Annotated in this window: 23 protein-coding genes and 3 pseudogenes; 13 read left to right on the forward strand and 13 right to left on the reverse strand. The window is 42.0% G+C overall.

Going from position 1 to position 22382, the window contains the following annotated elements; all coding sequences use genetic code 11:
- Window position 1 precedes the first annotated feature (1 nt).
- A pseudogene (locus tag BLV33_RS30920) lies at window positions 2-474 on the reverse strand (lyase family protein).
- 164 nt (window positions 475-638) lie between these two features.
- On the reverse strand, window positions 639-1502 hold the full coding sequence (locus tag BLV33_RS25335; RefSeq protein WP_090798137.1) for an alpha/beta fold hydrolase: 864 nt from the start codon (window positions 1500-1502) through the stop codon (window positions 639-641).
- 742 nt (window positions 1503-2244) lie between these two features.
- On the opposite strand from BLV33_RS25335, the gene BLV33_RS25340 reads away from it, so the two are divergent.
- Window positions 2245-3084, forward strand: a complete 840-nt coding sequence (locus BLV33_RS25340; protein WP_090798138.1) for an alpha/beta hydrolase — start codon at window positions 2245-2247, stop codon at window positions 3082-3084.
- A 329-nt stretch (window positions 3085-3413) separates the two neighbouring features.
- Here BLV33_RS25340 and BLV33_RS25345 read toward each other — a convergent pair whose 3' ends face one another.
- From BLV33_RS25345 to BLV33_RS29545, 3 genes and pseudogenes are all read right to left on the reverse strand, one after another.
- Window positions 3414-3962 carry a GNAT family N-acetyltransferase gene (locus BLV33_RS25345; protein WP_090798139.1) on the reverse strand — a complete coding sequence of 183 codons (549 nt, stop codon included), beginning with the start codon at window positions 3960-3962 and terminating at the stop codon, window positions 3414-3416.
- 41 nt (window positions 3963-4003) lie between these two features.
- Window positions 4004-4234: pseudogene (locus BLV33_RS25350) on the reverse strand (IS1595 family transposase); the annotation flags it as partial.
- A gap of 195 nt (window positions 4235-4429) precedes the next feature.
- Entirely contained in the window at window positions 4430-4597 is a 168-nt protein-coding gene (locus tag BLV33_RS29545) for a hypothetical protein (protein ID WP_171909298.1), read from the reverse strand.
- A 348-nt stretch (window positions 4598-4945) separates the two neighbouring features.
- Here BLV33_RS29545 and BLV33_RS25355 point away from each other — a divergent pair, with 348 nt between their 5' ends.
- Window positions 4946-5131, forward strand: a complete 186-nt coding sequence (locus tag BLV33_RS25355) for a hypothetical protein (protein WP_090798141.1) — start codon at window positions 4946-4948, stop codon at window positions 5129-5131.
- Window positions 5132-5532: 401 nt separating this feature from the next.
- Here the strand turns inward: BLV33_RS25355 and BLV33_RS29020 are convergent, their stop codons facing one another.
- The 4 genes from BLV33_RS29020 to BLV33_RS25375 form a co-directional block, all read right to left on the reverse strand.
- Entirely contained in the window at window positions 5533-5736 is a 204-nt protein-coding gene (locus BLV33_RS29020; RefSeq protein ID WP_139305824.1) for a hypothetical protein, read from the reverse strand.
- Between the two features lie 826 nt (window positions 5737-6562).
- Window positions 6563-6760 carry a hypothetical protein gene (locus tag BLV33_RS25365; RefSeq protein WP_139305825.1) on the reverse strand — a complete coding sequence of 66 codons (198 nt, stop codon included), beginning with the start codon at window positions 6758-6760 and terminating at the stop codon, window positions 6563-6565.
- A gap of 26 nt (window positions 6761-6786) precedes the next feature.
- Window positions 6787-7809 (reverse strand): transposase, encoded by a 1023-nt coding sequence (locus BLV33_RS25370; protein WP_216234822.1) that lies wholly within the window; start codon window positions 7807-7809, stop codon window positions 6787-6789.
- Between the two features lie 85 nt (window positions 7810-7894).
- The gene (locus BLV33_RS25375) at window positions 7895-8110 is read right to left on the reverse strand and encodes a hypothetical protein (RefSeq protein WP_090798146.1); all 216 of its coding nucleotides are present in this window, start codon (window positions 8108-8110) and stop codon (window positions 7895-7897) included.
- A 421-nt stretch (window positions 8111-8531) separates the two neighbouring features.
- Here BLV33_RS25375 and BLV33_RS25380 point away from each other — a divergent pair, with 421 nt between their 5' ends.
- From BLV33_RS25380 to BLV33_RS25400, 5 genes are all read left to right on the forward strand, one after another.
- A complete protein-coding gene (locus BLV33_RS25380; RefSeq protein ID WP_090798147.1) occupies window positions 8532-9077 on the forward strand; it encodes a glutathione peroxidase in 546 nt (181 codons plus the stop codon).
- Between the two features lie 81 nt (window positions 9078-9158).
- On the forward strand, window positions 9159-10058 hold the full coding sequence (locus BLV33_RS25385) for a DMT family transporter (RefSeq protein ID WP_090798149.1): 900 nt from the start codon (window positions 9159-9161) through the stop codon (window positions 10056-10058).
- Window positions 10059-10390: 332 nt separating this feature from the next.
- Window positions 10391-10933: an HD domain-containing protein gene (locus BLV33_RS25390; RefSeq protein ID WP_090798150.1), complete on the forward strand. Its 543-nt coding sequence runs from the start codon at window positions 10391-10393 to the stop codon at window positions 10931-10933.
- A 176-nt stretch (window positions 10934-11109) separates the two neighbouring features.
- Window positions 11110-11550: an NUDIX domain-containing protein gene (locus BLV33_RS25395; RefSeq protein ID WP_090798152.1), complete on the forward strand. Its 441-nt coding sequence runs from the start codon at window positions 11110-11112 to the stop codon at window positions 11548-11550.
- Between the two features lie 101 nt (window positions 11551-11651).
- Entirely contained in the window at window positions 11652-11936 is a 285-nt protein-coding gene (locus BLV33_RS25400; protein WP_090798153.1) for a hypothetical protein, read from the forward strand.
- 494 nt (window positions 11937-12430) lie between these two features.
- Here the strand turns inward: BLV33_RS25400 and BLV33_RS25405 are convergent, their stop codons facing one another.
- Window positions 12431-13303 carry an AraC family transcriptional regulator gene (locus tag BLV33_RS25405; protein WP_090798155.1) on the reverse strand — a complete coding sequence of 291 codons (873 nt, stop codon included), beginning with the start codon at window positions 13301-13303 and terminating at the stop codon, window positions 12431-12433.
- Between the two features lie 358 nt (window positions 13304-13661).
- On the opposite strand from BLV33_RS25405, the gene BLV33_RS25410 reads away from it, so the two are divergent.
- Window positions 13662-14261, forward strand: a complete 600-nt coding sequence (locus tag BLV33_RS25410) for a DUF2087 domain-containing protein (protein ID WP_090798156.1) — start codon at window positions 13662-13664, stop codon at window positions 14259-14261.
- Between the two features lie 230 nt (window positions 14262-14491).
- Here BLV33_RS25410 and BLV33_RS25415 read toward each other — a convergent pair whose 3' ends face one another.
- Window positions 14492-15010 (reverse strand): hypothetical protein, encoded by a 519-nt coding sequence (locus tag BLV33_RS25415; protein ID WP_090798158.1) that lies wholly within the window; start codon window positions 15008-15010, stop codon window positions 14492-14494.
- Window positions 15011-15522: 512 nt separating this feature from the next.
- Complete coding sequence (locus BLV33_RS25420; protein ID WP_090798159.1) at window positions 15523-16707, reverse strand: cytochrome P450; 1185 nt, start codon at window positions 16705-16707, stop codon at window positions 15523-15525.
- 265 nt (window positions 16708-16972) lie between these two features.
- Between BLV33_RS25420 and BLV33_RS29550 the strand changes: the two genes are divergently transcribed.
- From BLV33_RS29550 to BLV33_RS30925, 5 genes and pseudogenes are all read left to right on the forward strand, one after another.
- Window positions 16973-17146, forward strand: a complete 174-nt coding sequence (locus BLV33_RS29550; protein WP_171909299.1) for a hypothetical protein — start codon at window positions 16973-16975, stop codon at window positions 17144-17146.
- Between the two features lie 738 nt (window positions 17147-17884).
- Window positions 17885-18247, forward strand: a pseudogene (locus tag BLV33_RS25425) (GNAT family N-acetyltransferase); the annotation flags it as partial.
- 457 nt (window positions 18248-18704) lie between these two features.
- Window positions 18705-19385, forward strand: coding sequence for an SDR family NAD(P)-dependent oxidoreductase (locus BLV33_RS25430; RefSeq protein ID WP_090798162.1), 681 nt, complete (start codon window positions 18705-18707; stop codon window positions 19383-19385).
- A gap of 147 nt (window positions 19386-19532) precedes the next feature.
- Window positions 19533-19913 (forward strand): DinB family protein, encoded by a 381-nt coding sequence (locus BLV33_RS25435; RefSeq protein ID WP_171909301.1) that lies wholly within the window; start codon window positions 19533-19535, stop codon window positions 19911-19913.
- The gene (locus BLV33_RS30925; protein ID WP_366414865.1) at window positions 19886-20053 is read left to right on the forward strand and encodes a hypothetical protein; all 168 of its coding nucleotides are present in this window, start codon (window positions 19886-19888) and stop codon (window positions 20051-20053) included. Before BLV33_RS25435 ends, BLV33_RS30925 begins: the two co-directional genes overlap by 28 nt.
- Before the next feature lie 176 nt (window positions 20054-20229).
- On the opposite strand, the gene BLV33_RS25440 is transcribed toward BLV33_RS30925, so the two are convergent.
- Entirely contained in the window at window positions 20230-21693 is a 1464-nt protein-coding gene (locus tag BLV33_RS25440; protein WP_090798601.1) for an IS1182 family transposase, read from the reverse strand.
- Between the last annotated feature and the right edge of the window lie 689 nt (window positions 21694-22382).

Genomic DNA, 22382 nt, shown 5'->3' on the forward strand with positions numbered 1-22382 from the left:
TTCAACGCTCCATGGGCAAAAACGATTTGATCGTGGCTGAAACCAATGCGCGAAATTTATTCGCTGCTGAGACGAAGCGTTTCCCCGTCTCCTTGCTGATCTCATCGGCCACCATGTTCCCGAATTCGGGATGCGCATTCAGCCCTGTGCCGACGGCAGTTCCACCTATGGCAAGTTCTTTCATAGCGTCGGTGCTAACCTGAATCATCCGCTGCGTCTTGTCCAGCATCGACCACCAGCGCTGATTTCCTGGCCCAACGTCAAGGGGGTGGCATCCTGCAGGTGCGTGCGCCCGATTTTCACAAGGTCGGCATACAATTCAATTTTCTTCTCCAATGTTTCTTTTAACGCTTGCAGCTTCGGCAGAAGCCGGTCCTCCCCTGCGATAACGCAGGCCACGTGCATGGCCGAAGGAAACGTGTCGTTGGAACTCTGCGATTTATTCACGTCATCGTTCGGGTGAAGCCGGTTCATACTTCCGCGCAAGTATTTCGCTGCCTCTTCGGGCGATCACTTCATTGACATTCATATTCGTTTGCGTGCCGCTGCCGGTCTGCCAAACCACAAGGGGAAGCAGCCCTTACCAGAGGTCACTCTTCTTACCTAAGTAATGTCCAAAAGATTTGATACGTTCTCTATTACTGCTGAAACTGTTCATCATGGGTGGACGCCGGTTCAGATGCGAGGACGGGTATGTCTTGATACATGTAAGTGGAGGGAAGTTTCTTCACAAACTGCTGTTCCTCGAACCATTGGCGAATCAGCTCATTCATCGGGCCTGACCATTTGGTAGGCAACTGGTGCTTAGCGTTTTTAATGAAGTATAGAGTAGAGAACGGCAGATGGTTTTTCAGGATTTTGGCGTACTTGTGAAACCCGGAATCTTTTTCACCGTAAAGTAGCAGCATGGGTACGCGTATATACTTCAAGCTTTGCGTGCAGTTATAAGTCATGCCGCGTCTGTAATATTGCTTATGGTTACGAATGTCACCTTTTATGGATGCGCTGTAGAGCTTTTTAAATGTTTGAAACGAGTTTGCATTCCCCCAGGTGATGGCTGCCGTCAGAAATCTCTTGGCCTGAAATTCAGACGCATAAATTAATGCCCAAAACTTGCTTTTTAATACAGGATCGCTGACCTCTGACATAGCGCTTAAGAGAATTCCCCCATAAAACCGGTCCGGATAGGAAAGTATTGTCTCCAACGCTACCGAACCTCCGGTCGAATAGCCGCAAATGCAGGCTTTTTTAATCTTGAGAAACTCAAGCAGCGTACAGATATCCTGGGCCAGAAGTTGGAACGTGATGGGAAGCTCGGAATAGCGGCTCTGTCCGTGACCCCGGATGTCGAAGGTGATAATTTGATAGCTATCGGACAACTGCTCCAGCTGGTAGATGAAGCTGTTGCCCTCCAGTAAGGGTGGATGGACGAAAATGATCGGCAAACCCGAACCCTTAATGTGATAATGCATCGTAGTCCCGTTGATTTGTGCAAATGGCATGATCTTTTTCGGCCTTTCCGTTATGAATTGAGAGATTGAACTGGAATTATTATTTCCAAATTAGGCGATTTGATGCATGTTTACAGTATGTTTAAAATTGGAAAACCGCAGGGTGGAGGACATAACAGCACAGGGAGCTGCCAGCTACACAGCTTTCTCCAACCGGACACGGTTGTCTCTCGGTCTTACTTAGTCAATCCACTTGAATCATTGCGCTATTTTTACTACAAATAAAACAGGTCTACTTAAGTCGGGTTTATTGGGAATGTCGGTTTGGCAGTACATCACCAGAATGGATGCGATGAATTTTTACCACACTAGGATTGTCCCAATGGGCAAATCTTTAGGACAAAAGGTGGTGAAATCATGCAGTGGATTACTTCCTTCTTGAGAAGGTTGAATTACAGAAGAAACTTCTTATCTTTACTTGCTTTAGGGGCTTGTGGCGCCATCTTCGGAATGACAAGGAGGCGCGGAAACGGGAATAGGTGGAGACAAATAATGCGGCCCTTGATTAGGACAAAGTGAAATGAACTAATTAATCAATGATAATTGAACGAAAAGCTCCAGAATTATGAGTCTGGAGCTTTTAAATTTACAAATTCAAGGTGCCAACGCATCAAATCGCTTAATTTTAGAAAAAATAATTCCTGTTCAATTGCTGTAAGGGTCGTAGATTAAGTTTAATTTCGGGAGTTCAATTAAGTAATGAGCCTTTCAGACTCGGGGAAGGTAATTGTTGATGAGATATGTGGAGTTCGCGTGGCGAAGCAAAGACGGAACCCGAATGTTCGGGTGCGAATGGAAACCGTCCGACAAAAAGCAGATTAAAGCGGTTATAGGCATTGTGCATGGTATGGGAGAGCATACTGGATTTTACACGCATGTCGCGGAATCTTTCACAGCCGAAGGATATGCCGTGCTCTCTTTCGATCAGCGCGGTCATGGGCTTTCGGAAGGTAAACGCGGAGATAGTCCGCATTACGGAGCGCTCCTCGAAAGTGTGGGTTTACTTCTCGCAGAAATGAATCGACGGCACCCGGAATTGCCAAAGTTTCTCTACGGACACAGTATGGGAGGGAACGTCACGCTCAATCATATATTGAGGCAAAAACCGGAGTTAACTGGTGCAGTTGTTGTGGGACCATGGCTCAAGCTTGTATTTAAGCCACCACCACTGTCGGATTTGATTGGCTGGATCGTAGAGCGAACTTCTCCCAGAGACACCAATGTCTATCCACTGGCAGCCAAACGAGGGACGTCTGATCCGGAAATGATCCGCCGATTTGTGGAAGATCCTCTCAGGCACGGACGGATTACGTCTAGATTCTTACTCGGTGTACAGCTAGCAGGTTTGTGGGCGCTTGCCCACGCGGGGGAGTTGACGGTTCCGCTTCTCCTTCTTCATGGGGGTGACGATCGAATTACCTCTATTAAAGCGAGTAGGCAATTTGCCATACGTGCAGGTACGCTATGCACTTTCAGGGAGTGGCCGGGTTTTCGGCACGATCTGCATAACGAGCTTGGTCGGAAGGAAGTGTTGGAATTCGTTCTCCGGTGGCTGAATGACCTAAGTACCTGACCATCGCTCCTGCTCCTATGACAATATTTTCAAAAGATTATCGGGTTCTCATTCCCATTGAATCTTCCAATTGAATAGCATGTTTACTTTCAGCATTCCAACAGCCGCGGGCAATCTGCTTGATTGCTGTGCCCACCTTCGGAATGCTGTGATTTTGGCAGTTCTTCAAGTCGATTCTAATAATGGACGGCCGCATTGCTTACTACTTAAAAAGTAAATTCACAGCACCCAACTCGGGTGCTTTTTCTTTTTTAATGGCTGAGTTAAATCATAATGTTGATTTTCGGCAAAAGGAAAACCGCCCACTGAAAGGGCGGTTAATTTAACTCCTATCGTATACCATTAGCAGAATTTTGATTTATATGAAATAATACATGTTTGTTTAAAGGACTACTTTTTTCAACTTTCGGGTGATTGAAAGTTTTAACAAAGCTCATACCGATTTTTATCATTACGTTTTTCGAAGGGTTATTAACATCGGCTGTAAAACTATAAACGTCAATAAAACCCAATTTGTTAAATCCATATTGTAAACAAGCTTCCGCTCCCTCAGTTGCATATCCTTTTCCCCAAGCCTCTTTTTTCAGTCGCCATCCAATTTCAATACACGGTGTAAAATCAGCCTCGAATGTTGCCCTATGAAATCCAATAAACCCTATAAACACTTTACTTTCTTTTACTTCTACGGCATATAACCCAAATCCACATTCTTTAAACTCGGATACAATTGATTTATAGAACACATTTGTTTCTTCGGTTGATAAGGTTTTAGGAAAATACGTCATAACCTTTTCGTCCGCATTTAGTCGACTAAATGGCTCTAAGTCCGTTTCTTCCCAGTCGCGTAATTGCAATCTCGATGTCTCTAAATATATCATTCTACACCTCCAAAGGACAGCTTATCATACTATCCTGCCAGTTAATTCAATAAAGAATAAGCTGTACGTCGAAGTTTAATGTTCGTGTCCGTTACAGTAAACAGGCAAGAGTTGACCAACATATGTTTCTTATTCGACGCCGTATTCTCATATTCCTTGCTGTCTAAATAGCGGAACCAAGCCAGATAATGATGCAAATACTTTGTCGCAACACCATTAAAGCGGTCAATCCATTTTTTCAGGCGGTTGTGGTAACTGTTGACGTTTTGGATTTTTTTGACCATATAAAAAAAGAACGGCCTACACCGCCGCTCCTTTATTGCTAAAAAGAAAATTGCTCAATAATTTGAATTAAAAAAAGGCTCTCTATCCTGTAATGGGATTGAGGGCTTTTTCGTGTTTTGGTGCTAAGAGAGGTTTCCTTACCTCGTTAGCTTCATCTGACAGGGATTCATCTTTTAATAATTTTAATAAATCGTGATGTCACCATTTTTTAAGCCTACTTCTTCAGACTCAATTTGAATGTTATCGTCATTGTTGTCCTTTGGATATGAACCAGATTGCTCGATCTCATCACTTTTTACTTGTTCATTTATCGGAGCACCAGATTTAGAGAAATATGGATTTTCTTTCACTTTTATCCCCCCCTCGTAACAGATATCTTTTCCCAAACTTTCTTTTCTATTCACATATTCCCGTCGCACTTAGTTGTGAATAAATATTCCCACTATTTGGGATTATTTATACTAATGTTTATTGAAGTCCGTATTGGAGGGGTAACTAGTGCAAGAAATTAAAGCTAAACAACCGAGAAAATGTGTGAATTGTATTTGGGGAAACTGGGATGGAATGAAGCAATTTTGTTCCAAACAAACATGCGTGAAAAAATAATAAAACATAGGCAACTACCGTGTTGTCACTTTAACCCTCTACATAGACTAATGTTGGATAGACAATAGCACAAAAAAATAGGAGGTAATTGAATGTATAGTCAGATGCCAATGTATAACAGAAATCATGAAGCTTATTTTAAACAAATGTATGAATGGCACAATCAAATGTCTCAGTATCAAGAGCAATTAAGGAAATTTCATGAAGATAGAGCCAATCAATTTCGAGGAATGGTTAATGAGAAAGAGACAGTTACAATGGGCAACGGCACCACATAACTCCGATGAAATAACTTGGAGTGAGGTGATAAATTGGGACAAATCAGACTAATGGCTTTTGAATGGTATATTGATCATCGTGACAGACTAAAACCAGAGATTCCCTTTTGCCAATTTTGGGATGATTTTCTTATAAATTATATGATATGGCAAGAAGTACCGATCGAAGAAACTTTTCAAAAAACTTGTGACAAATTGGAACTTGAACATGAACACAAGTAAGTATCAAAGGATTGACTGATCTACCACTACACCACTGGCTATTTGGCTGGTGGTATTTTTTATTCCATTTCGTTAACATTTTCATTATCGTTTATATCATACTGGAAAAAGTTGATCAAACGAGTAGACGATGAGTCGGGATATCTGTGCAGCTTACTGAAAATAGGGGTCAGACATCTTCACAAGACATCTTCACAAAAGCCCCCGGAGCACTTGATGCCGTTTCCGCCGGATCGATCGATAATCTCGTCAAAGTCATAACGCATGCCGGAATCCCTCCAATACTCCATTATACACGTTTTCCGGCTGCGGTTTCTTCCCGCTTGATCCTTCAGACTGGCAAAGGCAGTTATTTCGTTCCGCGGGCATATCGACGCTAGCATGAATATGTCCCCCGTCGGGAATACGATTGGGGGAGACGTTACGTCTAAGCATTGATGAACATGACCGACCTCTATAGAAGTGTACTCCACCGAACCGTGGTTGTGTTCGGGAACGAACCCGGGGACGAAACTGTTTTTAGTAATAGCCTATCCACACCTGCCTATATCGTTTTTCATCGTAATCGGCAGGGCAATTTTTGCTTATGCGAATGCCTATTGGTAACCTATAAGCATGTAGATCGTTGAGCTCTTTAACCGTGTTTAAAATGGGGTAGTACCAGCGAAGCTGACACAGCCCGCTAATATATGGTGAATGTCTAACAAACGCTGTAACCACAACAATTTGAACTATGTTCCGAATTTATTTTGGAATTGGAACTTGACGATTCAGCATGTCACAAGTCCACTCAATCAGGCGGAGAAGACCAATGATAACATGGCGTCATGTATTTTCTAGTGTTTTACAGACGTTTGCGGGTGGTGACACTACGCTGGTATTACCCCAAAAATATTTTCTTTTCTTGGTCGATTAGTGCAACGGTAAAGGTAAAGTGGTAAAATAGGGCCTTTCTGTTTGTTTAAAACGTTTGGCAGGCTACCACAGTAACATCCTCACAAAATAAGCAATTTTATATATGTCCAGCAGACCGATTCTCAAATTCAGCCTGGAGACGAGGGAGCCCAAACAAATCAGAGATTATGGAATAATGTAATTAGGAATCACCCCATTCCCCCTCGTTTCACAAAAGCATCCTATACTGGAGTAGGGTGCTTTTTAATGTTCATTTCCCTCTTCCAAGACTCTATTGCCGCTACCCTCCTAGAGTTAAACCCGGAACTCTTCATTATCCCGAGAATAATACATTTTACTCCCATCGACGCATCGTATTCTCGCGCTAACCGGCATAATCTGCTCGATGATTGCACCTTTATCAAGTGGAATGTCGCCGTAACTATCGCCAAGGCCGCGATGGAGCCAGACGGTAACTGGTCGCTGGAATAAAGCAGCCATTAGTAATTCCACATCGGTCCTTAACTCCTTAATCATAGCTACCAACCGTTAAGAAGATGTAATATCTCCGGTCGAAAGCTGCCGTCATCTCCGTCTTCCAGAAGTAAAGCGCGGACAGCGGCGACATAACCTTTCGCTACCTGAGCTTCCGTGGATGCTGCTTCTGGCGTATCGCTCGAAGAATGGCGTTTCGCTGCAGCGTTTGCTTGTACAGCATTGGTTGTCATTTTCTCGGCTTGCTCGATTTTGCGTTCTACATCCCGCAAGCCGCGCATGCTCTTTTTCAGTTCCATTTTGAGCTTTCGATCCGCATCTACGACGGGCTTGGCAATGTCTTTCAGATAATGGTACTGGCAGTACTGATACGGCACATCAGGCAGGAGTGATTCGAAAGCTTGCCGGATAGAAACCTGTCCGTCGCTGACAATGCCTACGATGGGATAACCCATTTCGATAATGGGATCGATCAGCGTGCGCAGTTCGGCAGCGGCTCCGCTCTTCATGTTCTGAGCCGCGAGAATCGTCCCGCTGAAAACTTCGAGAATGACATATAGCATCTCGTTTCCCTTTTCGGGTTGGACGCCGTCCATGGAAAGGATAATGCCGCCGTTCTGAGCCGTAGTCTCCGCCAAGCTTTGTCTGACGTGATCGCCGAGGCTTGCGGCCAGTAGCGTTTGATACCGCTCATATAGCGTTTGCGCGTATCGTTCGCTGGTCACAACACCGCGTTCATTCAGCGCATCTGCAATTTCTTTGCAGGTACGATGCTGCTTGAAGCGCAGTTCGCCAACGAGGCAGAGAACATCGTAGCCATATGAAGAATGCTTCATGCTGAGCGCTTCCGCTTCTGCAGATTTATAAGCGACGCCAGCGTGCGAACAGCTTTCGTTGGAGCAAGCGTAAGCCATGCTCCATGCGTGAATGACGCCGGTTAGCATGGAAATCTTTTTGTTCCATGCGTTGTGGGAACGTTTTAGTTTGATCCCGCAATGCGGGCAGTTTTGCAGTTCGGGTCTGAAGTAAACTTTCGGCACAGTGCCGAGGCGATTTTTTGAAAGCATAAGGGGCCAACTCCTAATAAAATTCTTCCCTTATACATTCGACAAAAGATAGGAAAATCCTGTTAGATAAATGTGCCGTCGTAGTTTAAAAAATCGGAATTCGATACGCTTCTTCTTGGCCTGAATAAATAAGGGCCTCAGTTCCATAGAGTTCAACATGGGATGGTGGTTGTCGCATCCTTCCTAACGTGATCTTATTATTCTTCAATGCAGAAAGCAATGAGGGAATTTGCTTCTCGTCCGAGCCATGGAATCGTACAAGAATGGGACGCTCGTTAAATAACACGACAGTTTGATGCATAATATGTGTTCCCTCCCCACCAGAAATGAATTGCCCCCCTTACGGGGCGTTGGAGTGATTTTATCTAGGAGTCATTATTATGGTTATTGGAACTAGGTCCAAAATATTCACTTACCTTGATTTTGAAGTTTGGGTACAGCAAGTTCCGCGGCTATATGTTCACAAAATGGGGGTTTTTGTACATATGTCCTGCTGGGCGTTGAGCTAACGGGCAGAAGAGTGGAACAATTTAGGAATAAAGCTGGGTTCCAGTCTTAGTATTTCGAGGCGCCGAATAATTTGGATAATATAGTTTATACCTATTAAGATTATTAACATTATATATTAGACCAATAGAGGATTTAGCCTTATTATGTAATTAAACTACGGACTACCAAATTTCGGTTTTGAAGAAGCAACATAACAGAGGAGGAACGATATCATGTCGATTTATGATTTTCAAGTCACCTCAATTAACGGGAAGCCGGTTGAACTGTCAGCCTACCAAGGGAAAGTTCTCCTTATTATCAACACAGCCAGTAGGTGCAGCTATTCTCGCCAATTCGCTGGTCTTCAAAAGCTTTACGAAAGTCACCATGAGCAGGGGTTTGAAATACTCGGGTTTCCTTGTAACCAATTCAACGAGAAAGAGCCAGGGAGCAACTCGGAAGTACAGGAATATTGTGAAATCAACTTTGGAGTGACGTTTCCGTTATTTGAGAAAATAGAGGTTAGAGGGCCATCTGCGCATCCTTTATTTCAATATCTGATGCAACAAGCACCTTTTCAAGGTTTCGACACTCAAACCTTGGACGGTCAGCGGATGCATGACTTCCTTCAGGAGAAGTATCCGGAAATATACGCTGGCGACGGGATCAAGTGGAATTTCTCCAAGTTTTTGATCGATCGTGACGGCCATGTAAAAGCTAGATTCGAAACGACGACGGAGCCCCTTGACATAGAGCCAGCCATCGAATCACTGCTGTAAGATTGTTGCCATCTGCCGTCTGCCCTTGTTTCTTTATTCATTTACCGTTTAAAGTAAAGCTGAAAGGAGAAGTTAATCATTTTGAACCGACTATCGCAGATGCGAACGGTACTTCTCATCTTATTTCTTGTAATCATTTGGGGCGTTAATTGGCCGATGACCAAATTGGCTCTCCACTTCACACCGCCATTGTTGTTCTCAGGAATGCGAACCTTGTTAGGCGGGCTTCTGCTGCTCATCGTCGCTCTACCGCGACTGAATCGCCTGCGTCTTAAGGAAGCATGGAGTTTCTATTTGATCTCTTCGTTGTTCAACATTATATTATACTACGGTCTTCAAACGATCGGGCTCAGCTACTTGCCTTCGGGTTTATTCTCGGTGCTTGTGTTTTTGCAACCGGTTCTGATCGGCATTTTCTCCTGGTTGTGGTTGGGGGAATCGATGTATGTGGTCAAAATATTCGGACTGCTTCTCGGCTTTGCGGGTGTCGCGATCATTAGCGCCGGCAGCCTGTCTGGGCACATCTCGTACGTAGGTATTATGCTCGCACTCGGCAGTGCTCTAAGTTGGGCATTAGGTACGGTGTATGTTAAGAAGATCGGGGATGCCGTCGATAAGATTTGGCTCGTGACAAGTCAATTATTGATCGGTGGGCTGCTGATGACGGGGGCCGGTTCCGCTTTGGAGAGCTGGTCGAGCATCGAGTGGTCACGGACTTTGATCTCGTGCCTGCTTTTCATCTCAGTCTTCGTAATCGCCATCGGCTGGTTAGTCTTCTTCACCTTGATCGGGGCAGGCGAGGCGAGCAAGGTGGCATCATATACATTCATCATTCCTCTGGTTGCCGTCATGACCGGGACGCTGTTCCTGCATGAGCCTTTCACGCTGTATTTGCTAGCCGGACTTATTTGCATTGTGCTCAGTATTTATTTGGTCAATCGCAAGCCACTATCGCTCAAGCAGAAGGATGCAGCAAACTAATGGAAGTTTTCGTTTTAGCGGTAGGGATTAGTTCAAATGTTATCAGCAAATGTAACCAGGTTTGTCTAAATTGACTGGTCTTTTGTTTATTAGGATCGTATGTCTCAAACTTATTTTTGAAACAAACGATTTTCCCGCGTAAACAGCGCGTCAATTCAACATTGTCAGTCTAATACTTTATTTTCTCCGAACATTTGTTACGCTAACGGAAACGATAGCGGAGGAGTTTGCTTGATGCAGCTCCTTTTTCGTTTGTTGAAGTAACGGGCAGAATTCTTTAATAACAAATACCCATAAGAATATGGTAAAATATGTATTGATGGAGGGGTTACATGATTAATTTAGCTGGTCTTGTTGAATTTGTCAGTCCATTCTATACAAATAAGGACATTATGCACGATTTGAGCCATATCGAAAGGATAATCAATTCAACAAATAAACTGTTAAAATACTATCCATATATTACGGACTCAGATTTGATTTATTATGGATGTTATTTTCATGGTTTTATTTATTTGCGGGAAGATTTAATAAGAGATTATTTAGAGAAGCTAGGATTGGGCGAGGATAAAATCGAAAAAATAGTCAAAACCTCTTGGGAATCTCAGAAGGATGAGATTCCAGAAACGCTAGAAGGAAAGCTCCTACATGATGCTCACATGATTGAGGGGGGAAAGACGTATCTAATCGTAAAATCATTATGTACAGGTACCGCAAGGGGGCAAAGCTTGGAACGGACACTTGATTACTTCGAGAATTATGTGCTTGGGCAAGGTAAGTGTTACTTACCAGAAGCCCAGGCGGTATACTCAGAGATGCAAGAATTTGCTGGTGCTTTTATAAGAGATTTAAGGAAAGGATTACAAATAATTTAATTACGCTAACGGAGAACGATAGTTGTAACACCGAAAGGGGTGCCGTGGGGCACCCCCTCGCTGCAATAACTGGCAGGATAGTGGAAAAATTATTCAGAAAAATGTTACCCAATTTAGTTGGCAAAATGGGATAATATAACAAGCAAGAACTTACATGGTGTGAGGGAGTGTATTTCATGGGACATAAGCTCGCCGCTGGTGTAGTTGTTTTAAAGGACGGAAAGCTATTGTTAGTAAAAGACAAGTCAGGTTGGAGTTTGCCGAAAGGATCAACAGAAATTGGTGAAACATTTTTAAAAGCAGCTGAAAGAGAAGGATATGAGGAAACGGGATTTAAAATAGCTGTTGAAGAAGTGGCTTTCGTTACTGAATTTACTTCTGAAAAATACGGACAGCATCTACAAGTTTATTATTCAGGAGAACTTATATCAAATTTTGCAGAAACTGAAGACCCTGACCAAGATATATCTGAGGTTAAATTCGTGGAAATAAAAAATCTGCGTAATATGATTAAATTTCGCCCATGGATATTGCCTTTGGAATGTTGGATTAAAGATAGGAAATTAAATTACCATTCATTTGATTTAGACTTTGAAGGTTTTGAAATTAAAGATTAACGATCCATAGCCTCGTTACGCTATTGGGCAGGATAACGCAACTTCCAAGTAATGGAATCGTATACAGTATAACGACGGCGGAACTGCAATGGGGGTATTTCGTGGGCAAAGGCAAATTACTTTCTCATATTATAGTGGGGCTTTTATTTTCTGTTTTATGGATAATGGGTGGAATTCCCATCTATATTAATTCACTAGTAACACTTCATATCTTCAACAACTTTGGAATGAAATACTTGATCTTTTTCTTATGGGGCATACCTGCTATATCAGTTATTTTTGTTGCAATCTTTAGGAAAAACCTCGGTTACTGGGCTTCGTCAATTTCATTTTTGATTGGGACTATATTTTTTTCTTTAATGATTCCAGTTCTTTTAGATCCATAATTTAGCCGAGGGACGGATAACGATAGCTCAATGAGACCTATAGATACATGTATGTAAAAAGTACTTCAAAACTTATTTGTAAATCAGTATTTTTAGCTAGAAAAACCACTTCAAAACTTTATTTGTAAATCACTTTTATAAGAAAAACCAGCAAACCCTTGAATTTGCTGGTTTCTTGCACTTCAAAACTTTATTGTCTCCCAACATTTGTTGTGTTGAAGGACAATAAAGTTTTGAAGTAGACAATAATGTCTTGAAGTGAACAATAAAGTCTTGAAGTAGACAATAAAGTTTTGAAGTATGAAAAATAAAAATGGAGCTGGCGATAGATATTAAATTCTATCTCTGCTCCTTTTTTATTCAAAGATCGCTAGTGTCCAGCAAAATAAAGTATTAAACTGGGTGGTGGGGCGTTAAGTTAAACGGGCAGAATAGTTCAAAGCGAATGAGGAAAGCAACACGTTGTGGTAAGCACTCGTGTTGCTCTCCGTGTTCTAAGATCCAAATTTCTTAACGACAGGGATCCAAACTTCCATTTCATACATGTTGTTTCCCCTATCGTAAGTCATTTCAAACTCGGGGGCATTTGCGAGTTCGTAATTACAGGTCGGAAACCATTCCCCCCAAATACGCTTCCACAATTCATGGATACCACTCTGTCCGTCGGGGTAGAGGCCGGTTGAGAAAATCGCGTAGGTTTGAGGGGGGATATGAAGCTTTTCAAACCCTCCCGGCAGGCCACTCTGGGGTAAAATATAGCCGATCATGTAGGAAAAATTCTCGCCTTGCTTGTTGTATAATATCCCATGAATCTGACCGTTTTCACCCAATCCCGCGGCAGTACGAATTCGATCAACGGTTCCGTCGGAAATACACTTAGTCCAAAAAGCAGGTATTTCAATAAACGGATTCTGGCCATCGGCATTGACCACAGTCGATATGCCGAACATTTCAAAAGCTTGTTTTTCCTCGATTTTGTAATTCATCTCCACATCTCCTCGAATTGAAATATGAAAGGATAACCGAGGATAGGCCTTTAGTGACACGCCTTTGTCGCGCGCTGACTTTGGCATCACACCGTGCATTTTTTTGAACGCTCTAGAAAATGCCTCAGGCGATTCGTAACCATACTTCAAAGCGATGTCGATGACCTTTGCACCGCTTTGTTGCAGTTCAAATGCGGCAAGGGTCAGCCGCCTGCGCCTAATATACTCTGAAAGCGGCACATTGGTTATGAACGAAAACATCCGCTGAAAATGGTAAGTTGAGCAACAGGAAATTCTCGCCACTTGGTCGTAATCAGTTGCTTCAGATAGGTGTGTTTCTACATATTCCATTGCGTTGTTCATGCGATCCAGCCAATCCATACAGACCATCCTTTCAAGATTGATTATAGGGGATAATGAAAATTGAAACCTTGCAATCCATGCACCGAAATATCATGTTCGAGATTATATTAATAAATCCTCTATTGTTGGTTACTCACATGTAGTCTGCCTAGATGTTCAACTAACGGGTACGATAGCTCCATAACAAAGATCAAGCAGGCTGCCGGTGATAATCTCGGTGGCCTGCTGTGCTAGCAGGCAGCATACTTCAATGAACAATGTGTTTTTTCAAAATTGAATTTTCTTGACAATCCTGTCCTTTAACAGTACCATCTAATTTAATGATTTTCTAATTAGATGTTATTCAAATTACTTTTGAAAAGGTGGTCGTAACCCAGTGCAGTTAGACAAGGTGGTCAATTATCATAAGGCTCTTGCAGATCCTACAAGAATAAAAATTTTAATACTGCTTGCAGACGGAGAGCTTAATGGACAAATTTTGGCAGAAAAGCTATGTGTAACGCCTGCGACAATAACCCACCATGCTGCGAAACTGCGAGTAGCTAGCTTAATTAATGAACGACGGGATAAAAATACAATTTATTTTTCATTAAATCATTATTTCATTAAGAATAACTCCAGTGCTACGGAAAAACTAATTTACCGAAAAGACAAGGGAGGTTTGGCAATTTTGGAAGACGAACAGAAGCGATTAAAGGAATCCGTCATTAAGAACTTTTTTACAAACGAAGGGAAATTGAAAAGTATGCCCGTTCAACTCAAGAAGAAGCTTATTGTGTTGGAACTACTTGTTTCTAAATTGGAAAAGGGGCGGAAGTATTGCGAGAGAGAAATCAACGAATTTATAAAAAATTTCCATGGTGATTTTGCTACGATAAGAAGGGAATTTATCATGCATCAATTTATGTTTAGGGAGAACCAAATTTATGAGCTAAACCCGCCGGAAATGTGGGCGAAATGGGAGGTTCTTTCATGACAACGGTAGGTATCTTGGGGGTAGTCCATGACGCTTATGTTTGTGTTGCTGCCGAAGAACAATTTTTGTCCGACGACACAAACATTAGAGTGTTTTTATTTTAAAACGCCAATGTTCGTGTCGCGGCGCCGAAACGAGGTAGGCGATGCTTTTTTTATCGGCGTTTGCCGGGAATGGGTACAAGTTCTTGTCATCCGACAACGCCCATTACCTCATTTACAAATATGCACCTAATCTATCGCGAACAATTGCCACTCATTGTTTTTTTCTTTAAAGTAAAAACTTGATGACTGAACTTTCGTTTCTTTCGTATTTTTTAAATAGAGGGTTCGCAAAAGAGTCACGGAATATTCTCCACTGCCATTAGCAGCTGGATTAAATTCAATATTATCCATCTTAGTAATGATCTCATTTTCATTATCCACCATATAAGTATAGAGACTCTCTAAATGTTTTGTGTCCTCAGAAGTATTTTTAGTGAACGTTAATAGAAATTTAATTTTGTTGCGATCATTGATTGCCATTGTGTTTTCATTAATGATTTTGATTAAATACTTTTGAATGGAATCATTGTATTGTCTATCGTTAATATAGGAAATGACTGGATTTGGAGTATCAATAGCATTCGATTTGGGGGAGGATGAAGGTAAGGGTGTTGTATTTTCATTTTTTATTGTTGGATTACTTTGACTGCATCCTGTAAATATCAACATCATAGAAATCAGGATAAATATTTTTTCAATTTTCACTCACCTCATAACCATTATAACAATGTTCCTAATTGACGGAGGATTTTATGAAGAAAATTAGTTGTACGTTCTTATTTATACTCTTACTTATCATTGTGAGTGGATGTGGAATCGAGGGAAGCACTACTAAACCTAATGTTGCAACACCTTCTATAGTCTCACAGGAAACCACTTCTCCAATTGTCACAGCATCAACTAACCCCTCAACAGAAGAATCCATACAATGAGGTTTTTATGTGCCTCGGGTTCAGGAGCATCGACTCTTGGGAGAGAGCTATCTTTGATACTACCTCATGTTAATTTAGATGGTGATGATTATTATTGGATTGAGAAATTCTCGAAAAAGTAAAAAGTAATGGACGTTTGTTAGAAAACCTTAAGAAAACGGAGAACGGCTCTGTCGCAAATGATGCGAACAGAGCCGTTTTATTGTATGGTGTCATTTATTGTTGGCCAGCTGCGATAATTTGAAAGGTTACACCGAACTTGTCCGTTACAGTGTCGAAAGCATACTAATTCTGGGAGGTGAAACGCAGCGGCAAGCTTTTGACACCGTGTACGATAAATCCGCGCGCTGGCTCCAGCGGCTCAGCGTTTCGTCTGGCAAGCTCAGGCAATCGATTCATGACCGCCGTTAGTGCGACTTTGGCCTCCAAACGGGCGAGCGGTGCACCGAGACAGAAGTGGATACCTTGGCCGAAGGCCAAGTGCGGGTTAAATTCCCTGTAGATATCAAAGCGAGCAGGGTCGTCAAACTTCGCTTCGTCCCGGTTGGCAGAGCCGATCCATGCAACGACCCGGGTGCCTTGCGGAATCGCTTGACCTCCGATCTGTACATCCTGTTTGGCGGTACGGAACATGGCCTGCACAGGAGAACGAAAACGGAGCACTTCTTCAATGGCAGTAGAGAGCATTTCCGGCCGGGCTAGAAGCTTGTTCCACTCAGCCGGATGCTCCAGAAAAGCAAGGATGGCATTGCCGATGAGATTAGTGGTTGTCTCATTTCCGGCTACCAGAAGCAGCCGACAAAATGACAATATGTCCGATTCCGTAAGATGAGAAGATCCTTCTTCCGTCGATAGCAACGCTCTGACCAGATCGTTCTGGGGACGGATCCGGCGCTGTGCGATAATGTCTTTGAAGTATTCGTTCATCTCCATATGAGCCTGATGAGATGCTGCTCGGCCCCCCCCGATTACGGCGTCGGCGCCCGCAACGATTTCATCGGACCATTCCTTGAAGCGATCACGGTCGGCAGCAGGCACCCCAAGCAATTCCGCAATCACAATAACCGGAAGCGGATAAGCAAAATCCTTGATCAGATCGAGCTCGCCAGTACTGGCGATTCCTTCCAGCAGTTCGTCCGCAATCTGTTCAATTCTCGGCTGAAGAGCGGAGACGGCTTTTGGAGTAAATGCACGATTTACTAAAGAACGCAAGTCGGTATGCTTTGGAGGATCGGTAGTAATCAAGCTGAACCCCTCTAGCTGCTGTTCCGGTGGTTGAGAATCCTTAGCAGGTACGATCGGTCTTGAGGAGAAACGGGCATGGTCGGACAGGACTGTTTTGACATGCTCATACGTAAACACAGACCATAATTGAAGCGGCTCCATGTACGCTACGGGCTGATTTTTTCTGAACATTTCATAAACGGGATAAGGATTTAATAAAAACTCAGGAGACAGCAGATTGATCATAATCGAACACCACCCTTTGAGAAATGATTCACTATTATTATACAACGATTGTAATGGAATATACAGGAAAGTACCAACACTTCCATATATTTGCATGGGAGAGCTAAGAGGTGGTTCCAATACATTATTCCCACTGAAAACCTAATTGTCGACAAAACAAGTGTTGTACTTACCATATAGTATGACAAGCTTTTTTCCTAAACCAGCTTATAATGTAGGTATGTCAGAGATCCTTTATTAATCTGACACTTGGGAGGATGGTAACATGGACGAGCAATTCATAAAGAGGTTACATGCACTAAATCGTCGCGATGGATTGAGATCCAGACTACTGATTGACGGTGTTAAACTTACTCTCAAACGCAAACAGGAAATGGGTTTACTGGACAGGATTTTTAAAAACAAAAAGAAATCGGTTATCGCTAAAGGATGGAATTGAAGTTATTTTCTCTATTAAAAACATGGATCGGGACAATGTTTGCCGCTCTTTTTTGTGTTTATTGATTAGTGAAAATAAAGTATTAGACTGACAAAATATAGTTGAAGTTATAAAGATTTAGACCACCAGTAAACATTAAGCTCATGAAAATTAAAAAGCTCTAAATGTTAAAAAAGAGCAAATTAAAGTAGACCCAGAAAAAACAATTTTTAAAAAAAGGCTGAGCCTTTGATTGATCCTTATGGAGTTGGGAGGTCGTTAAGCAACTTTCTACAAAAAAAAGGTAAGGCTGGTGCAACCAGTCAAAAAGGATTAATCTCCCATAAGTGCTACCCATATAGGGTGCGACAGTCTGTGATGCACCGTGATGGTTGGAGTCAGACTAATGGTTTTGCTCTACTGGCACCATAGCTTATAGACCTTCTTCTCCCAGCCATAGTAGAAGTATTGTCAGATTTATCCATTTTCATCCTCTGTGGTGCAGCGCTGATTTTGCGCTGCATGGATGGCTAACGGGCAGTTTAGTTGAAGAAGGAATGGGTGAAGAATTGCCGAATAATGTTAGGAAATACCTGATTTAAAGGGGATCTTCTAATGACAGAAATACGATGGGCTAGGTTAGAAGATGCAAGGAACTTGGGGTTTGTACATTCAGAATCTTACCGAAATACGTATAAAGGCATAATACCTGATGAGTTTCTCAATTAGTATACACCCGTCGCTAGAGAGAGGTACTTTTATAATACTCTTATTCAAGGTGCGGAACGAATAGCAATCATGTTAGTTGACAATAAAGTTGTTGGCTGTTTGATACTAAAAGCTTGCAGTGACAAGGATTTGGAAAAATGTAGCGGTGAAATTTCTGCAATATATCTTGTTCAAAACTTTAGGGCTATCGGGCTTGGAAAACAGTTGTTGAACTGGGGCTTAGAGAAATTAAAAGATCTTGGATATACTACGGCAATATTATGGGTACTTAAAGAAAATAAAAATGCTATTAGCTTTTATGAGAAACAAGGGTTTTGGCACGACGGAATAGAAAGGAAAATCTTTAGAGGTATAGAACTAAGTCAAATCAGATATCAAAAGGCACTTATATAATCACCCCTTCATTACGCTAACGGAAACGATAGTTCAATCACAACGGGCTGCCGGGCAGCCTGTTCAGCTCCCTCGGTATGATTTAATTTTCTCACTCAAGCTCGTGTATTCGCAGGATTTCATCCTCCATAGAATCGGATGACGAAAGAAAGAGAGTTCATTTGGTAAGCTTATTCGTTAGAAGGTGTGCGGGAACAGAGGTGGAGGTAGTCTCACCCAATTCATTCCATATGCTGCACGTATTCTCCACGATGCCCTTAGCGATTTTCACTCCCATGTCTCAACGGGTCAAACGCCCTTTCATTCCTTCGTCACATCTATCTAAGGGGTGGAGGTCGGTCTTTCTAACGGAACGGGTCGGAGCCCTTTTGCGTAACATATCCCGATACTCCGTGCTTTCTTTGTCCTCCTGCGAATACGCCAACTTAAGTGAGATATGGCCTAGTTTTAAGCTGCTATTGCAAAGGAGCTTCCTCCACTTCATGTCATTGTCTGCAATGCCGGTACTCAATTTGTGCAAGGTACACAAATGACTAACGATGGTATTGAAGCCACTTTTGGCGTGAATCATCTGGGTCACTTCATGCTTGTGCGGTTATTGCTAAATCATCTTCAAGAAAACGGACGTATCGTCGTCGTAAGCAGCGATACTCATGATTTCAGCAAGAAAACCGGAATGCCAGCTCCTCGTTACGCAAGTCCCACCATATTGGCTGACCCTGTTGAATCCGAACGTCTGCTAGGTAATCTGTCTGATTTAGCAAAAGGTCAGGTTCGCTACACCACTTCTAAGCTCTGCAATCTGTACTTTGCTTATGAGCTGTCCCGACAAATTCAGCAATCCAAACGTTCCATCTCGGTGGCAGCATTTAATCCCGGTATGATGCCTGGCAAAGGCTCAGCCCTTACGAGGGATTATAGTCCTCTGTTACGATTTATGTGGAATAATATCATGCCGCTTTTGAGTTTCGTTCGCTCCAGTGTTCGGACAAACAAACAATCCGGAAATGATCTTGCAAACCTTGTTCTTAGGGGCTCTGTACAGAGTGGAACATATTGGGACGGACCTAAAGAGGCTTGCTTTGCTGCGGCTCCATTTTCACTTGTTCTTAATACGAACGGGAGGATAGTGGAATAATTTATGTTATAATGTATTTGGATTCTCGATTTCCTGGTCCTTTACTGGTAGCAATTCCACTTTTAATATACGAAGTCGCTATTGAACCCAACAGATCATTATGGTAATATGGAAATATAAGGAAAATCTATGTATGGGGTGATTTTCTTGCTTACAAAAAGACCACAACAAGAGGATTATAAAAGTTTTTTTGATAGCTATGTAAAACTGCTGGATAACGGCGATCTCATTGAAATTTACAGCCAGCAAGAAGAAGTAGTTACCAAAATAATTGAAAAATTATCTGAAAGTGATGCAGATTTTCGTTATGAGAAAGATAAGTGGAGTATTAAAGAAGTATTAGGTCACTTATGTGATGCAGAAAGAATGTTTAACTACTGGATGTTTTGTATAGCAAGAAACGAGTCCAACCCAATTGCGCCTATTCATATCGCAGATTATGTTGCACAAGCTAATTTGCAAAACGCCCCATATCAGAGATACTTGAAGATTGGAAAAGCATCAGAAAATCCAGTCTTACTCTTTTAAAGAGTTTGCAACCGGAAGACCTTCAGAAAAAAGCTATCTTTCGCGATTATCCAACTACCGTGTTAGCAATAGCTTGTATTATCCCAGGACACGTCCAACATCATATTCATGTTTTGCGTGAACGATATCATATTAATTAACGAAAAACCTCCGACACAATTGTGAAATGGTACCCTCTATGTAGACACGGTTAATAAAAACCGAAAAAGTCTATATAGAGAGCACTGCAAAAAGCTTGTTTTTAGCTTTCTTGGGAATTCGGATTTAAGTAATAGGAGCAAATAAGATTTTTACCTAAAAAATGCAGCTATTCTCTTTATGAGACTGGCTGCATTTTGTTTATTAGCTTTATCATTCTTTTGACGTTTACCACAAATATCGTGAGCAGGGTCTGTATTCGCATTCGGAATAGACCACGGTATTTCGCCTTGGTCAGTCCATGATGTCTCTTTAATTCGGCATTTTTATGTTCAATAATCGGTCGTCGTTTCATTCGTTCTTTAAACGATTCACTCTTCTCGAATGCCATGTGATCCTTGTATTGATCTGCGACGATCCGAATGGAATACGTCTTGCTCTTTGATTCAGGTTTGTAACAACCTTCTCGGAGCGGACATGTCTTGCACTTTTCTATGTCGAAGTAGAATACCAATGAACGACTATGTCCTGATTTCTTACTTCCCTGAATAGCTTTTCGGGTGCTATGTTCTCCTGCTGGACAAAGGACGAAGTCAGCGTCTTTGTTATACTCAAATCCTTCTTGCTTTAAGCCACCCGTATGTACAATTGGATTAAGTGGAATAATCGCTTGAATCTCTTTTTCTTTTAACTCAGACAAATTTTCTTTCCCGGAATAGGCCGTATCTGCAAGGATTTCTTTCACTTCCAATCCTGCTTCTAAGGATTGCTTAATTAAATTTGACAATTGTTTTCCATCATCGTTACTCCCACCTGTCACTTCAACGGCTGTAATTATCTCTTCTTCTGTCATAGCAATGTGGTTCTTGTAGCCAAAAAAAGATTTTGTATTGCTCTTCCATCCGAATCGTGCTTCTGGATCAATGGCGGACATAATCCCTTTGTTTGCAAGTAGGCGTTCATCCTCAACAATTTGTTTAGCTATCTGTAGTTTTTCGGAAATGGCACCCTCATGATCAGGAAGAAACGTTTCGACCGATTCACCGAGTTGAGCCAGATAATGCAGCATCACCTTTTCAGCATCTGGTTGGTCTTTTTGAAGCTCGGGTTTACGCGGTAGTTTTTTCTCGAGCTTGGGATGCTTTTTGATGACGGTTCGTAATAGTCGCTTCGCCGCATCTCGTAAAACATCTAATGCTCTTTGTTTTTGACTCGCTGCTAGGGAATGGGTGGAGTCCACGATTAACGACTTGGATTTAATCAATCCTTTTTCAATGCATTGTTTTACGATCACCTTCAACAATTCGTCGATTTGACTTGCCCCTAAGCGATGATTGCGAAACCGAGAAAGCTGCGAGGAATCCGGAAGAGCCTCCTCGGGATTCAAACCAACGAACCATTTGTAAGCCAGATTCACTTGCGCGTCTTGTATCATCCGTTCATCAGATAATCCATAGAGAATCTGCAGAAACAATAAACGAAACAACAATTCGGGTTCGTTTGCAGGTCTTCCATAATATTCGCAATAGGAGGATCGAACAAGTTCATGGACAAAAGAAAAATCCACAACCTCATGAATCTTACGAAGCAAGTGGGCTTCTGGAATGAGTTTATATAATTCTGCATGAAACGAGGCAGTCATTTGTTTGGCAGAGTGTAGCATGCTTTTCACTCTTTCTTTTTTCTTTTATTATACCAAAATGCAGAAAACCCAGCACCTATACGGCACTGGGTTCCACTTTACAAATATTGTATTCGTTTTGCAGTGCTCTCTATATAGGGGGTATTTTTATGGCCAAGAAAGGTTCACGTTTCCGAAAGCACTCCTCGGAATTTAAGTTGGACATTGTTAAAAAGCATCTGAGGACGGGATTTCCGTTGTTGGACAGAAGTATAATCTCTTGTTTACAACCTCTTAAAGTATATGCTAATATGCTTTATTGCTAGAAGCGTCAAAGCACAAAAACAACCTCTTTTTTCCGCAGTTCACAACCGCAAAACAACTAGCAACATCCCCCTTAGAGATTGCTGTTATCTTCTTTGTGGGGAACACATTGTGGTATGCTCCCATTCTTTATGTGATTGGAGTTCGCATTATTCGCAACTTCGTGCAACGCATACAGAAAGGTTTGGATATTGCATTTGGTGCAATTTACATCGGATACGGATTTAAAATTCTGTGGAATGAGTTAAGATTAAGATCATCATAAAATCATAAACAGGAGCCACCTCAAAACGGAGGCGGCATTTGTTTTATACTTAAAAAATCGGCTTTGAAAGAAGAGTAAATATAAGAAATTCAAGAGCCTTATTAACTCCCTCGGTACGTTA

The organism is Paenibacillus sp. GP183 (genome assembly GCF_900104695.1).
Lineage (GTDB): Bacteria > Bacillota > Bacilli > Paenibacillales > NBRC-103111 > Paenibacillus_AI.